Source organism: Micromonospora coerulea (assembly GCF_016598485.1).
GTDB lineage: Bacteria > Actinomycetota > Actinomycetes > Mycobacteriales > Micromonosporaceae > Micromonospora > Micromonospora coerulea.
The window spans coordinates 32,650-47,264 of the sequence record NZ_JAEMUW010000036.1; the positions used below are offsets into that span (position 1 = coordinate 32,650).

11 protein-coding genes and 1 other RNA gene are annotated in these 14,615 nt (G+C 71.4%); 7 read left to right on the forward strand and 5 right to left on the reverse strand.

What is annotated here, in order from left to right:
- The first annotated feature begins 44 nt into the window (after positions 1-44).
- The 4 genes from ftsE (at position 45) to ssrA (ending at position 2,768) form a co-directional block, all read left to right on the forward strand.
- On the forward strand, positions 45-725 hold the full coding sequence (gene ftsE, locus I8N68_RS29310) for a cell division ATP-binding protein FtsE (RefSeq protein ID WP_109802316.1): 681 nt from the start codon (positions 45-47) through the stop codon (positions 723-725).
- Positions 726-796: 71 nt separating this feature from the next.
- Positions 797-1,672 (forward strand): permease-like cell division protein FtsX, encoded by an 876-nt coding sequence (gene ftsX / locus I8N68_RS29315; protein WP_200215977.1) that lies wholly within the window; start codon positions 797-799, stop codon positions 1,670-1,672.
- A gap of 135 nt (positions 1,673-1,807) precedes the next feature.
- The gene (smpB, locus tag I8N68_RS29320) at positions 1,808-2,287 is read left to right on the forward strand and encodes an SsrA-binding protein SmpB (RefSeq protein WP_109802327.1); all 480 of its coding nucleotides are present in this window, start codon (positions 1,808-1,810) and stop codon (positions 2,285-2,287) included.
- A gap of 105 nt (positions 2,288-2,392) precedes the next feature.
- Positions 2,393-2,768: a transfer-messenger RNA gene (ssrA, locus tag I8N68_RS29325) on the forward strand.
- Between the two features lie 141 nt (positions 2,769-2,909).
- Here ssrA and I8N68_RS29330 read toward each other — a convergent pair.
- From I8N68_RS29330 to I8N68_RS29340, 3 genes are read right to left on the reverse strand one after another with little or no spacing between them, the layout of a single operon-like run.
- Positions 2,910-4,106 (reverse strand): hypothetical protein, encoded by a 1,197-nt coding sequence (locus tag I8N68_RS29330; RefSeq protein WP_200215979.1) that lies wholly within the window; start codon positions 4,104-4,106, stop codon positions 2,910-2,912.
- A gap of 24 nt (positions 4,107-4,130) precedes the next feature.
- Complete coding sequence (locus I8N68_RS29335; RefSeq protein ID WP_200215982.1) at positions 4,131-7,004, reverse strand: ATP-binding protein; 2,874 nt, start codon at positions 7,002-7,004, stop codon at positions 4,131-4,133.
- Positions 7,005-7,013: 9 nt separating this feature from the next.
- Entirely contained in the window at positions 7,014-8,867 is a 1,854-nt protein-coding gene (locus I8N68_RS29340; protein WP_200215985.1) for a hypothetical protein, read from the reverse strand.
- 434 nt (positions 8,868-9,301) lie between these two features.
- Here I8N68_RS29340 and I8N68_RS29345 point away from each other — a divergent pair, with 434 nt between their 5' ends.
- Positions 9,302-9,769 carry a hypothetical protein gene (locus tag I8N68_RS29345; RefSeq protein ID WP_200215987.1) on the forward strand — a complete coding sequence of 156 codons (468 nt, stop codon included), beginning with the start codon at positions 9,302-9,304 and terminating at the stop codon, positions 9,767-9,769.
- Positions 9,770-10,222: 453 nt separating this feature from the next.
- Positions 10,223-11,212 carry a hypothetical protein gene (locus I8N68_RS29350; protein WP_200215989.1) on the forward strand — a complete coding sequence of 330 codons (990 nt, stop codon included), beginning with the start codon at positions 10,223-10,225 and terminating at the stop codon, positions 11,210-11,212.
- A 43-nt stretch (positions 11,213-11,255) separates the two neighbouring features.
- On the opposite strand, the gene mdlC is transcribed toward I8N68_RS29350, so the two are convergent.
- On the reverse strand, positions 11,256-12,851 hold the full coding sequence (gene mdlC / locus I8N68_RS29355) for a benzoylformate decarboxylase (protein ID WP_200215991.1): 1,596 nt from the start codon (positions 12,849-12,851) through the stop codon (positions 11,256-11,258).
- A 122-nt stretch (positions 12,852-12,973) separates the two neighbouring features.
- Positions 12,974-13,777, reverse strand: coding sequence for an S-methyl-5'-thioadenosine phosphorylase (locus I8N68_RS29360; protein WP_200215999.1), 804 nt, complete (start codon positions 13,775-13,777; stop codon positions 12,974-12,976).
- A 140-nt stretch (positions 13,778-13,917) separates the two neighbouring features.
- Between I8N68_RS29360 and I8N68_RS29365 the strand changes: the two genes are divergently transcribed.
- A complete protein-coding gene (locus I8N68_RS29365; RefSeq protein WP_372433898.1) occupies positions 13,918-14,514 on the forward strand; it encodes a YqgE/AlgH family protein in 597 nt (198 codons plus the stop codon).
- The last annotated feature ends 101 nt before the right edge of the window (positions 14,515-14,615 follow it).

Below are 14,615 nucleotides of genomic sequence, written 5' to 3' on the forward strand. Positions count from 1 at the left end.
CGGGGGGCTTGGCTCTCCGGTTACACCGCGTAGACTCTCGACCCGTGATTCAGCTTGAGCAAGTGACGAAGACGTACCCGAAGGCGTCCCGGCCTTCGCTCGACAACGTGTCCGTCTCGATCGAGAAGGGCGAGTTCGTCTTCTTCATCGGTCCATCCGGCTCCGGCAAGTCCACCATCATCAAGATGCTGCTGCACGAGGTCAGCCCCAACAAGGGCCGCGTCGTCGTGAACGGCAAGGACGTCACGTCGATGCGTTCCTGGAAGCGACCCCACTTCCGGCGCTCCATCGGCTGTGTCTTCCAGGACTTCCGGCTGCTGCCCAACCGCACCGCGTACGAGAACGTGGCGTTCGCCCTCGAGGTGATCGGCAAGACCAAGGCGGTCGCCCGCCGGGTCGTGCCGGAGGTGCTGGAGCTGGTGGGTCTCGGTGGCAAGGAGCACCGCTACCCGCACGAGCTCTCCGGTGGTGAGCAGCAGCGGGTCGCCGTGGCCCGGGCGTTCGTGAACCGTCCGCTGATCCTGCTGGCGGACGAGCCGACCGGAAACCTGGACCCGGACACCTCGATCGAGATCATGCGCCTGCTGGACCGGATCAACCGCACCGGCACGACCGTCGTGATGGTCACGCACGACTCCAACATCGTGAACCAGATGCGCCGCCGCGTCGTCGAGATCGAAAGCGGCCGCATCGTGCGCGACCAGGCCCGCGGCGTCTACGGCTGAGCCGGCGCTCGGCTGCGAGCCGTAGACCCTGACGACGAACACCTCATGCCGGAGAGCCGGAGGAACCCCCGATGCGCGTGAAATACGTCCTGTCCGAGGTACTGGTCGGGCTGTGGCGCAACGTCACCATGACCATCGCCATGATCATCACGTTGGCGGTGTCACTGTTCATGCTGGGCGGCAGCGGTCTGCTGTACCAGAAGGTCGGCGACATGAAGGATCTCTACTACGAGAACATCCAGGTCTCGATCTTCCTGAAGACCGACGTCAACGAGCAGCAGCGCACCGATCTGGACGCCAAGCTGAAGAGCGACCCCCTGGTGAAGGAGGTCGTGTACGTCAACAAGGACGAGGCGTACAAGCGCTTCCAGGAGATGTACCAGGACGCTCCGGACCTGGTGAGCGCGGTCAAGCCGGACCAGCTGCCCGAGTCGTTCCGACTCAAGCTGGTCAACCCCGAGCAGTACAAGAGCATCTACGACCAGTACAAGGACACCGAGGGCGTCGACGAGATCGTCGACCAGAGCAAGCTGCTGGACAAGGTCTTCGGCGTGCTCACCGGGATCCAGACCTTCGCGCTGGCCATCGCGATCGTGATGGCGGTCGCCGCCCTGCTCCTGGTGGCCAACACGATCCAGGTGGCCGCCTACAGCAAGCGGCGTGAGGTCGCGGTCATGAAGCTCGTCGGCGCCTCCAACTGGTTCATCCAGGCGCCGTTCGTGCTGGAGGCGGTGGTCGCCGGTCTGATCGGCTCGATCCTGGGCCTGATCGCGCTGATCACCCTGAAGACCTTCGCCGCCGGCGGGTCGATGGCGACGCTGGAGGGCCTGATCACGCCGATCTCCTGGTCCGAGATCCTCCTGATGTTCCCGCTCATGGCGGGCGTCGGCGGTCTGGTCAGCGCCGTCACCGCCTGGGTCACGCTCCGGTTCTACCTGCGGGTCTAGTTTCCGCACCGGCTCTGCCGAGGCCCTCCCGCGCCAGGAATAAACGGCGCGGGAGGGTCCTTGTCATTCGGGTAACATGATCTCGCCCCGCGGCCGGTCAGCCGGTCGTGGGTCAGCTGGAAGGAGGTGGCGCCGATGCCACGGGAAAAGGGTCGCAAGGTGGTCGCCTCCAACAAGAAGGCGCGGCACGACTACGCCATCCTCGACACGTACGAGGCGGGCATGGCGCTGACCGGCACCGAGGTCAAGTCGCTGCGGGCGGGGCGGGCGTCGCTGGTCGACGCGTTCGCCCAGGAACGCAACGGCGAGCTCTACCTGCACGGCATGCACATCCCGGAGTACACCCAGGGCACCTGGACCAACCACGAGCCCCGGCGTACCCGCAAGCTGCTGCTCAACCGGTTGGAGATCGACCGGCTGATCGGCAAGACCCGCGAGGGCGGCCTGACCATGGTGCCGTTGCAGGTCTACTTCTCCGACGGCTGGGCGAAGGTGGAGATCGCCCTCGCCAAGGGTAAGAAGTCGTACGACAAGCGCCAGGACCTCGCCAAGCGGGACGCCGACCGGGAGATCGCCCGGGTGGCGGGCCGGCGTGGCAAGGGCATGGACGAGTAACTTGTCCGCTTCGTCCCGGTCGGCTCGCCGAGCCGGGGCTCGGGATGAAACCTGTTGCGGCAGGCGTTAGTCTTGTCAGTGCCGCCGCAAAGGGCGGCCCTTCGAGGGGGTGACTGGTTTCGACTTCGTACGTTGCGGCAGGGGAAGCGAGCCGAGGAAGCCGACGTCGTCTCGAGAATCGTTCGTCGGAAACCAATAAGCGCCAAGAACAATCGCGCTGACTTCGCTCTCGCCGCCTGAGGCGAGTAGTGAGTCTGTCGGCCTGGGAGCGCCTTCGACCCAGTTAGCCGGCATCAGCTAGAAGGCTGGCCAACCGGACCCGGTCGCGGGGTCCGTGCGGCGAGATTAATCAGCGACTGGGCCCGTCACACCAACTCGCTCGCGTGATCGGTGGGGCCGAGTAGAGGCATAGCGAGCTGCGCTCGGAGAAGCCCTGACAAACCGGCGAAGGACCCGGGTTCGATTCCCGGCACCTCCACCGAAAGGCCCTGAGAGTGTCACTGACACTCTCAGGGCCTTTTCCTATGCGGGGACCCGACCCGCTGGCGCTCCCGAGCGACCCGCCCGCGCCCGGCTGCGCGACGCAGGGGTTGTGCGCTGGAACACGGGCCCGAGCGATGAATCACTGGTCCTTCTGGTCCTTCATGCTCTTCCAGACGTCCTTGGCGTACGCCAAGGCAACCCACGGCGAGGTCAGAATGAGATTGCGGTTCTTGTAGGCCTCGGAGAACGCCTCCACGGCGGTCCCCTCGATGCCAATCGTCTCCAGAGTCTGCTGGACGATCTTCACCCGCACCTCATCCCGGGCCTCCTCCTCGACCTCGCTGATCCGTCCGTCCTGCTCGTCGCTGCTCTGGCCCTCGGTCGGTTCCGATTCGCCAGACTGTTGCTCCTGCTCCCCGGCCTGCTCCTGGCCGATCCGTTCCTGCTCGGACCGCTGCGAAACAGGCTCCTCAGCCTGTTCCTCAGCCTGCTGCCGTTCGGGCCCCTCGGCCGGTTCCTCGGCCCGTTGCCGTTCGGGCCCCGCCGCGTGTTCCTCGGCCTGCTGCGGTCCGGGCCGCTCCGCACCATTTGGATCTCTGTGCGTGCCGTCCAGGTCGGCAGCCCCCTCCTGCTCGCGATCCGTTCGCTCCGCGGACCCAGGTGACATTTCCGGCCGATCGGCGTCCGAGCGCTCGGTGTCCGGAAGGTCCGGACTCGTCGGCCCCACGTCTTCCCCAGCGCCGAGGGCGTCCTGGTCCTGCGAACCGGCCCTGTCGTGCGGGGCTGGATTCTCCGAGTCGGGCGCGGGGCCCGCGTCGGCACCGTGCGCGTAAGCGTCCCCCGGCTCCGGTTCCGGCCGGCTGGCCTCCGGGCTGCCGACGCCACCATCGGAGATCTCCGAGGTGGTCCCCTGCTCCCAGGGCCCGCCGTCGTATCGCGGGTCGTCCGGCTTCAGCTCCAGTTCCCGCCCGAAATCCTCGGGATCAGCGGCAGGGTCACCAGCTTCGGCGTCGGTGGCGTCCTCGTCCGGAGCCTCCTGCGGGCCGTCGACAGGTGAGTTTCGGCTCTCGGGACCGTCCGCCGCTGGATCCTCCGGACTTTTCGGCCGGTCGGCGCCCTCCCGGTCTTCGTCCGGGGCCTCCTGTGGCCCGTCCCCGCTGAGGGCTGCGCGGTCGCTGCTCCCGGTCGAGGCGTCCGCGTGCTCGCCGGACGTGGCGGTCCCGTCATCGCCCTCGTCCGGGGCCTCCTGTGGGCCGCTCGGCCGGTCAGCCCCCTCCTCGCCTCCGCTGTCAGCGGGCCGCGGTGCCTCCGCGGATTCGTTGCCGGTCTCGTTCATGTGCCGTCTCCCCTCGCCCGTCCGTCACGCCCGGCGGTTCTCGCCGATCCGCAGCACGTACGGCGCCCAAGAGCCGAGGTTCAGGAACCTCGTCGCCGCCTTGAACCGCTCGACCGGATCGCCCTCGTTGCTGAGCCGACGTGCGGCGACCTCGAACAGCGGTGGCGTGATCGTGCCGAGCACGGTGGCGTCGTCGTTGCGCCAGTAGTCCGGGCGACTCTTGAGCGCGGCGAACTGCGCTGCCCTCGTCCGGCCGGGCAGGTCAAGACCCCGTGCGGCCCAGGACGCGGAGTCCGGATGGCACTGCTCGTCCGGTACGGTCACCTGTCTCAGCGCGACCTGGACGTCACGCCACCGGTACGTGCCGGCCTGCCACCGGCGATCCCGGATGTCGCATTCCGGCCTACGGCCGGCGAGGGTGGCCCGGGCACTCGCCGCGAGGTGCCCGATGAAATCGGCGGCCGGGTTGTATTCGGTGATGCCCCGGAACCGGGCGTCAACAGCGACCTGGATCCGGTGGGCGACCGCGCATTCCAGCTCTCGGGGGGTGAATTGCTGGTGCAGCCCGGCGATCCACGTCGCATCCGGACTCGGGATCGGACGGCCCGCGATGTGCGCGACCGTGAGCAGCTCAATCCACAGCACCAGGCGGGCGTCCTCGTCGGCGGCGTACACCGCGTCCGTGAGCTGCTGCAGGGTGCAGGGCTCGATCTGACACAGCGAACCGCAGACCGGGCTGCGCCGGGCCGTGATCGCCGGGGATGTCGAGACACCCGACGGGTCCTCGGCGGCCTCGCCCAGCGGGATGCCGATGCGGACCGGGCGGTCCATTCCGTCGGTGAACACCGCGGCCCGGCCCGGCGGCAGGGTGACGACGTGCCGGGATTGTGCCTCGCTCAGGTTCATTGTGGCGCCGACGACTTCCCGGTCGTCCTGGGCGGGGAGCCGGTGCAGGATCTTGCAGGCGGTGTTCTTCACGACGTCCGGCACGATCTTGCCGGGGATCTGCTCGGCGACGATGATGCCCTCGCCGTACGCGCGGATCTCCGCGAGCAGTGAGGTGAACAGTTCCACGGCGTGTTCGGTCGCGCTGCCGGGCTCGGCGCGCTTGAGCAGGCGGTGGGCCTCTTCGAGCACGATCACGTGCCGCAGGCCGGACGCCCCCGCGCGGTGACGCACCCGGAGATGCTCGAACAACCTGATCAGTACGGCTCCGATGAAGAACGCCTTGTCGGCGTCGGATCCAATGTCCTCGATCTCCAGCACCGCGTTGCGGGCCAGCAGGTCGGCGATGTCCAGCGGGTGCCCGCCCTCGAAGAACCGGCCCGGGGTGCCCAGCCGGAGCGAGCCGATCCGGACGTCGACGAACCCGCGGATGTTGTCCGACACCTCCTTGCCGTACCCGATGCCCTTGACGACCTCGACAGCGGCGGCCTGGAGATCCCCGAGGCTCGGATACCTCGACGCGACCGCAGGCTTACGGACCTTGCCGGTCACCGTGTCCCAGCCGAGTTCGGTGTAGCACCGGCTCAGCGCCTGGGCCAGCACCTGCGGAAAGGGCTCCTCGGCGTCGAAGGCGGCCATGAAGAGCGCCCGGGTGAGGTCGAGGTGCGTCTGCAGGGGGAACCCCGGTTCGGGCTCCAGGGGGTTCAGCCCCGCCGGAAACACGTCGGGGTCACCCGGGCGGATGACGGTGACCTGCCCGGCGGGACCGAGCCTGCCCGCCATGGCGGCGTACTCGGCCTTGGCGGGTTCGATCACGAGCCACGGCACGCCGGCCCGGTGCAGGCCGGTCAGCAGGTGCCGCACGGTCTGTGACTTGCCCGACCCGGTCGCCCCGGCGACGAAGGTGTGCCGGTTGAGGGTGCCCAGCGCGAGGCTGAACTCGCCGACCGGCTGATCGGCGTCATCCAGCACGACACCGAGCGGTACCTGCCCCTCGGTTTCCGGGGTCACGTCGAACAGCGGCGGCTCCACCAAACGGATCCCGGGCAGCTCGCGACGGGGCGGGCGGGCCACCGCCGCCACGAACTCGCCCGTCGCCGAGAACGGTGACTGGGGCGACCCCAACGTCCCGTCCAGCGGCTTGTTCCACACCTCGGCGAACCCCGCGCAGACCGACCCGGGCGTCAGCACGTAGGGCAACGTGTCGAGCTCGCTTGCGCTGCAGAGCAGCGCTGCCGCTGCCCGCGTACTCGCCTCGTCCGGGCCGCCGACCAGCACGTGCACCGTCCACAGCCCGGCCGGCTGGGCACGGGACAACTCCCGGTACCGGCCCTCCGCACGCAGCAGCGCGATCCGGTCCGGCTCCGAGTTCTCCCGCTGCCGTAGCCTCGGGATGCTGGTTTCGAGGTTGAGCAGTTCCCGCTCGACGCTGCCGGTGTCCTGCGGTTCCGCGACGACGAGCCAGGCGAAGTCACCGAGCAGGTGAGCCACGTAGTCGTCGAACCCGCCGCGTGCCGGGCGCCCCCCGCCCTGATCGGACCCGGCCGACCACAACGGATCCGGGCGACCTGCGCACCTGGTCCACGACGGCAAGGAATCCCACTGCCGGGCGAGGTCTGCCACGTCCACCCCCACCCCGACGCTGCCGGGCGGGTAGAGGACCGGAATCCGCCCGGTGGGCGCCGCCGCCGCTGCCCTTGCCGGCGGAAAATGCGGACGTCCCCCGAGCAGTACCCGGATCCGACGCTGCCCGCCGACCCGGTCCCAAGCCACGGCGAACGCCGCATCCGAGCCCCCATGGCGCAGGTCGGCGTGGGCGGCGGTCAGGGCGGCGAACAGCTGGGCCGGCACCCGACCGCCGTCCTCGCTGGGTCGGTCGGCGCCGGACGCGAGGTCGTCCCCGCGGGGCGTGGTGACAACCTGGTAGAAGCTGAACCCGTCGAGTACCGACACCGCGACGCCTCAGCTCGGCGTCGACTCGACGGCGACCCGGTCGAGCAGGACGATGCCCGGGTTGCAGTCACCCACGACCACCCGCCGTCCGGCCATGCCCGTTTCCACCAGCACGAAAGCCGTCGGTGCGAGACTCTGCAGCGTGGTCGGCTCGACCGTGTACTCGTACACGCGCGCCTGGGTGCTGCCGGTGGTGGTCGAGTCGGCCGCGGACTGGTTCACCGTCTCCGACCAGTTCTGCGACCTCTCCCGGGTCGTGCTCCGGGTGTAGCCGGACGTGGAGGAGGACGACGACCGGCCGTCGCCTCCGGAGGAGAAGCCGCTGCCCGTGCTGTAGCCACGGCTCGTCGATGTGCCGGACGACTCCCCGACCGACGACGCGCTCCCCGAGGTGAAGGTCCTGCCGACCTGCTCGGTCAGCTGGGAGAGCACGAACCGGTGGCCCCGCCCGATGAACTCCGCCGCGGTGGCGGCCTCGGCGCCGTTGCCCAGCCGCATCAGGATCGTGACGCTGTCCGAGCCGCCGAGCAGCTTCTGCAGGTCGTCCCGCAGGTGTTCGAGCAACAGGATCAGCCGCACCCCGACCCGACGGGCCTGCCGGGTCATCGTCTCGAGCGCATCCAGCCCGATCCGGTCGGCACCGGCAACGACCAGGATCTCCCGACCGCCCGCGTGCCGGTAATGCAGCTCCCGGAGGGTCCGATAGAACACGATGTAGTCGAGGAATTGCTTGCGGCGCCGGACCTTGGACGTGGTGGCGACGACCGAGAGCCCGCGCTCCGGCCACACCGAGTCGAAGCCCCGTACGTCGACGCCTTCGCCCGCCGCTTCCTCTTCCTGCGCGATCAGGTTCAACGCGCCGTCGAGCGCCTGCAACTCGTTACGCGCCTGCTCGGTGCTCCCGGCGACGTCCACGTACGAGTTCAGCGCTCGAATCTCGTCCGGGGTGAGCACGGATGCCGACGTGACCTCATGCACCCGGCGCAGGACCTGCACACCGGCATGTAGCCGGGTGAACGTCACCGGCCCGGTCAGGCGCATGGCGACCGCGGTGAGCAGGTCGGCGTGCAGCCCGCGCAGATCACCGCCGAGCGCGGGCCGCTGCAAGCTGTGGACCGCCTCGGCGGTCAGTTCGGCCAGCTCGGCGGCCTGGAGATCGCCGAGCAGACTCAGCACCGGCAGGTCCGGCGGAAGCTCGTGCACCGCGACCGGCTGTCCCTGCTCGGCAGCCAGCACGACGAGGTTGTCCGCCACGGCTTGTTCACTGAAGTCCAGGATGAGCATCGACGACCCGGCCGCCAGGGCGGCGGCACCGGTGGTCGCGAGCAGGCTCGCCCAGCCGTCCTCGGTGCCGCCGAAGACGTCGACCCGGCTCGCGTTCGGGTTCGCCCGCAGCGGGTGCCACAACATGGCCGAGTGGTACCGGCTGTACTCACTCCGGTTGTGCTCGGAAACCCGCTGCTCCCAGTCGGCACGCGCCTGTTCGTACCCCTCGGCCGCGGCGCGGCGCTGGGTGTCGTAGGTCCGCTTCATCACCCTGAACCGGCGCCGGACAAGGATGAACCGCGCCACCGACAGGACGACCCCGACGGCCAGGATCAGCGACGTGACCCACTTCGCCGTCAGCGGCAGCGGCCGCAGCGCTCCGCCGGCACACACCACCGCCCAGAAGGTGAGGAAGAGGAAGCCGAGCAGGCCCAGCCACGCGCGCTTGCTCTGCTTCTGCCGGAACGCGTAGTCGGGCGCCACGTAGATCTGCTGGTGGATCGGGGGCCGGCCGGCCTCCGGGTGGACGGCCACCGGCGCGGGCGCGAAGTACGCCCAGCCCCACCGTTCGGCCGGCCGGAACAGACGTTGGCGCAACTCGTCCGCCCTGGCCGTCTCAGAACTCAGCCCCCGCATGTCGCCCCTCCGGTCTGCCGCCCGTGCCCGGTCGCCGCCGATTGTGTCCGATGACGGCGGACGGCGGGGGGCGTCGGGTGAGCCGCTCTCACGATGAGTGGCCACCGGTTCCGCCGGCTGCACAGGACCGGCGGTTACCGGATACGGACGTCGGCACCGTACACCGCTCGATACAGTGGATGGTCGCGGGTGGCGCCCGGAAGATTCGTGGGTCGGTCCTGCCGCCTCGCACCGGCTTGAGCGCAAGACGATGCCGCACTGCCGCCGGGCGGCCGGCGAGCAGTGCCCGGGTCTCGGGGCGGTGGTGCAGATGAGGTGATTCCCGGGCCTGGACAGGGCCGTCGAGCAGGTTCACCATCGCTGTACGGGATAGCGCAGCAGCGCGGGAGGTGCCCATGGTCACCCATCCGATCCAGCAGCCGTCCACCGTCGTCGCGGCGGCCCGTCCGCCCGCCCCGCGCCAGCATCGGCCCACCCTGCACGGCGACGTCCACGCCCTCGCCCGGGCCCTCGCCGGGTCCCGTGAGCCCCACTGGCGGGAGCGACTGGTCGTTCGCCTCGGCCCGCTCGGGCGGGCCTTCGCCGACCACGTCCGGGTCACCGAGGGACCCGCCGGCCTCTACGCGGAGCTGCTGCACCAGGCGCCGCGGCTCGACCGCGGGGTGCGCCTGCTGGCCCGCGAGCACGCCGACATCGCCGCCGCGATCGTCGCCCTGCAGCACGTCGCCGAGGCACCCGGCGTACCGGTCGAGGAATTGTGCGGGCGGGCCGCGCAGCTGCTGCGGGCGCTGCACCGGCACCGGCAGCGCGGCGCCGACCTGCTCTGGGAGGCGTACCAGGCCGACCTGGGCGGGGAGACCTAGCGCCGCTTTCTCCGGTCCGCCTGGCCGGTTCGCGGGGTCCGCCCGCAGGGGGTCCCTCGGTCCGCCCGCTCGACCTGGCCCGGACCCAGGCATGCCCGTGAGCGATATACCTGTGAGGCATAAATATGCCTGACAGGTATATCTGACCCGGGAGGTGCCGGTCCAGGTCGCGTCGCCCCCGCAGTAGATGAATCCTCCAGATGCCATCGGATCACCCGGCCGTCCACCCGCAACGGGGTGAGCCGGTCGGTCACCAGCAGTGACGGTGGGCCGGATCGGTTGCAGGCGACCGGCCGGACCCGAACGGGCGAGGCGGACCGGCTGGGTCGACGCGAGTGGGGCGCGTGTCTGGGATGGCTCCGGTCGGCCGTGGCGCGAGCGGCTGTCCCAGCTCGAACCCCGGCGTGGGGGCCGGTTCGGGAACCGGTGGCGCGGGCGGGGCGTCCAACGGGCATGCGTCGCACGATCGCCCTGCTCGGGCTCCCGCTTCTGGTCGCCGCCGGCTGCGCCCCGGCCGGCTCCGGGCCGTCCGCCGGCGCGCCGTCCGGCGAGAGCCCCGACCACCGGTGGGAGGCGTTCTACCAGCGAGCCGCCGAGGTGGCGGAGACCTGGCGCCCCGGGCCGGGGTGGCGCACCGGGTACGTCCCGCTGCAGGAGGCCACGCTGCTCGTCGGCGATCCCGGCTTCGGCCCCGGCACCGAGGCGGCGTTCCGGATGGGCTGGTACCGCGACCAGATCGCCATGCCGACCGCGAAGCCGGGCGACGGCACCATCCGGTTCCCCGACGGAACGCTTCGCGTGCCCCTGGTCAGCGCCGCCCAGGCGTACGCCCAGCTGGACCAGGGCGACCCGCCGGCCTGCGCCGGTCGGCCGAAGGAGCCCGGACGGACCGGCGGAACCGGGCGGCCCAAGGACGGCGGGCCGACCATCGAACCCGGGCCGGACGGTGCGGTCAGCAGTCCCGCCGACCCGGGCGCCTGCATCCCGCTGACCGTGACCGCCGTGCGGCTGGGCACCGCCCCGGTGCGGACCAGCCGGGGCGTGGCGGACGTGCCGGCCTGGCTGTTCACCGTGAGGGAGCTGCGCGCCCCGGTGGCCCGGCTCGCCGTCGCGCCGGGCGCGGTCACCGCCGTACCCGAGGGGGTCGCCCCGACCCGGCCGGCACCCGACGGGGTGGTGGGTACCCAGGGACTGACGGCACCCGCCGACGGTGCGCGGCTGAATTACCGCCTCGGCGTCGGCGCCTGCGACACCGGCATCACCCCGCTGGTGCTGGAGCGCGACGACGTGGTGGTGGTCGGCGGCGGCGTGACCCGGTCGCCAGGCGTCTGCACCAACGAGCTGAAGCTGGAGCCGGTCACGGTGACGCTGAAGGTCCCGCTCGGCGCGCGGCCGGTGCTCGACGTGCTCACCGGCGCGCCGCTGCTCGTCGACGGCCCCTGACGGGCGCCCCGGCCGCGACCGGCCGCGACCCCGGGACAGGCGCTCACAGAATGCGGGGCACCTCGGTGTTGATCGGCACCGGCAGCACCGTGGGCCGGTCCGCGGCCAGCGCCGCGCTCAGGGCGTCGCCGAGTTGGTCCAGCGGGTCGACCACCGCCGCGGCGCAGCCGTAGCCGTGGGCCACTGCGGCGATGTCCAGCCCGGGCAGGTCGAGCGCGGGCACCCCCGGCGTGTGCTTGAAGTCCGCGAACGCCTTGAGGATTGCGTACTGGTGATTGACCGGGACCAGGACGGGCAGCGGCAGCCGCAGCCGCGCGGCGGTCCAGAGCGCCTGCACCGAGTAGTGGAAGGAACCGTCGCCGACCACCGCCACCACCGGCCGGCCGCGTCCGGTGTCCCGCTCCGCCAGCGCGATCCCCACCGCCGCCGGCAGCCCGAACCCCAGCCCGCCGCTCGCCATGGTGAAGTACGAGCCCGGCCGGGTGATCCGCAGCCGGCGGCGCAGCGCCGACAGGTTCGACGGCGACTCCTGCACCAGCACCCCGTCGGCGGGCCAGTGCGCGGCCAGCGCGGCGAAGAGCCCGTCCGCGGTGGGCGGGCTCGACGGTGGTGACGGCTCCGGCTCCGGCCGGGCGGTCGGGGCGGGGCGGTCCGTCGCCGGCAGCAGCGCCAGCAGGTCGGCCAGGGCCAGCCCGGCGTCACCGAGCAGGCTCTCCCCGACCGGGGCCCGGGCCGACTCCTCCGGATCGTCGGTGACGTGCAGCAGGCGCGCCTCCGTCGGCAGGTAGTCGCCGGGCACGTAGGGGTAGTACCGGAACACCGGCGCGCCCACCACCAGCACCGTGTCGTGGTCGCGCAGCGCCTCGGCCAGGGGCCCGATCGCGAACGGCAGCACGCCCCGGAAGTGCGGGTGGTCCTCGGGGAAGACGGCCCGCTCCGGCGCCGGGGCGGTCCAGACCGGCGCGGCCAGCCGCTCCGCCAGGGCGACCGCCGCCGGCCAGGCCCCGGCCCGGTCCACCGCCGCACCGAGCACCAGCACCGGGGATCGGCTGGCCGCCAGCACGGCGGCGAAGTCGCGCAGCCGGGCCGGGTCCGGCGCGTAGCGGGTGGCCACCGCGCGTACCTGCGGCGGGGGTTCCGCCGGCCGGTCCCAGTCGTCCATCGGCAGGGAGAGGAAGACCGGCCCGGTCGGGGGCTGCACCGCCGTCGCGTACGCCCGCATCAGCGCCGCCGGGATGTCCTGCGCCCGGACCGGCTCGTGGCTCCACTTGACGTACGGCTGGGGCAGCTCCGCCGCCCGGCGGCTGGCCAGCCGCGGTTCGATCAGCAGCATCTCCCGGTTCTGCTGGCCGGCGGTCACGATCAGCGGGGTCTTGTTGTGCCAGGCGGTGACCAGATTGCCCATGCCGTTGCCGGTGCCCGGGGCGGTGTGCAGGTTCACGTGCGCGGGCTTGCCGGTCGCCTGGGCGTACCCGTCGGCCATGCCCACGGCGGTCGCCTCCTGCAGCGCGTGCACGTATTCGAAGTCGGCCGGGAAGTCCTGGAGGAACGGCTCCTCGGTGGAACCGGGGTTCCCGAACACGGTGGTCAGGCCCAGGTCGCGGAGCAGGGCGTACGTCGTGTCGCGGACCGTTGCCATCGCCGACTGCCTCCGTCTGCCGCACCGTGTCGGAGACGGCTCGGTGATCAGTCCTCCGACCAGCCGAATCTATCGGGAGGCCGGGGCCTTGGCGGGCGCTTCCCAGGTCTCGTGGCGTCGGGTCAGGGCAGCGTGAAGGGCAGCTTGATCCCGTCCAGCGCGTGGCCGCAGGGGCAGTCCCGCTCGGCCGGCAGCCCGGCCAGCGCGTCCAGCAGTACCCCGCGCAACCGGTCGGTGTTCTCCGCGAACACCCGGAACACCTCCTCCTGGGTGACCGACCCGCCGCTCTCCACGCCCGCGTCCAGGTCGGTGACGAGCGCGATCGACGTGTAGCAGAGGGCCAGCTCGCGGGCCAGCACCGCCTCCGGGTGGCCGGTCATGTTGACCACCGTCCCGCCGATCGAGGTGAACCAGCGGGACTCGGCCCGGGTGGAGAAGCGCGGCCCCTCGACCACCACCACCGTCCCGCCGTCGACCGCCGGCACCTCCCGCCCCGCCGCCGCGTCGAGCAGCGTACGGCGGCCGACCGGACAGTACGGGTCACCGAACGAGACGTGCACCGCGCCCCGGTCGTAGTAGGTCTGGGCGCGCCCGCTGGTCCGGTCGATGAGCTGGTCCGGCACCACGAAGGTGCCCGGGCCCAGCTCCGGGCGCAGGCCGCCCACCGCGCACGGCGCGAGGACCTGGCGCACCCCGAGCGAGCGCAGCGCCCAGAGGTTGGCCCGGTACGGGATCAGGTGCGGCGGGTAGCGGTGGTCGCGCCCGTGCCGGGGCAGGAAGGCCACCCGCCGACCGCCGATCTCCGCGATCGTGACGGCGTCCGAGGGCGCGCCGTACGGCGTCTCCAGGACGTGCTCGGTGGCCCCGTCGAGCAGGGCGTAAAGCCCCGATCCACCGATCACCGCCAGTTCGGCCGTCGGCCCCATCGGTTCCCCCATTCCTGTCCGATCACCTGCCCGTCAGACCTTAGCCAGCGTGCGGAGCGCAAGCTATGGTGCCAGGCATGGCGTTGACAGCGCGGATGGTCCACGGCGTCGGGATCCCTGTCCCGGAGCGCGGGTGACGAATGTCCGACATGCAGGAGGGACAGGCGATCGGTGGTCGGGCCATGGAGTCGATGACCGGACGGCTGCTGGTCGCGACTCCGGCGTTGAAGGACCCGAACTTCGACCGTACGGTCGTGCTGCTGGTCGCCCACGAGCCCGGCGGCGCCCTCGGCGTGGTGCTCAACCGGGCCACCGAGGTGCCGGTTGCGGACGTGCTGGGGGACTGGAGCGACCTGGCCCGGTACCCGGCGGTGCTCTTCGAGGGCGGCCCGGTGCAGCCCGACTCGGCGATCTGCCTAGCCCGGATGCGGCACCCGATCAAGCCGGTGAGGGGCTTCCACCGGGTCTCCGGCGCCGTCGGCACGGTCGACCTCTCCGTGGATCCGGAGCGGCTGCGGGACGCCGTCGGCGGCATCCGGGTCTTCGCCGGCTACGCGGGGTGGGGCGCGGGCCAACTGGAGCGGGAGATCGAGGACGGGTCGTGGTTCGTCCTCGACGCGCTCCCCGGTGACGCCTTCGTCGACCGGCCGGACGACCTCTGGCCGATGGTGCTCCGCCGGCAGGGCGGCATGATGGCCGCGGTGGCCCACTTCCCGCCGGACGTGGCCCTGAACTGAGCCCCGGGAAGGGGTAGTCAGCAGTTCACCCATCTGAGGGCAGGCGTACGAATTTGTGAGTATTAGTGTCGGTCTGATGAAGCTTGCCGGGTGGGCGCGTG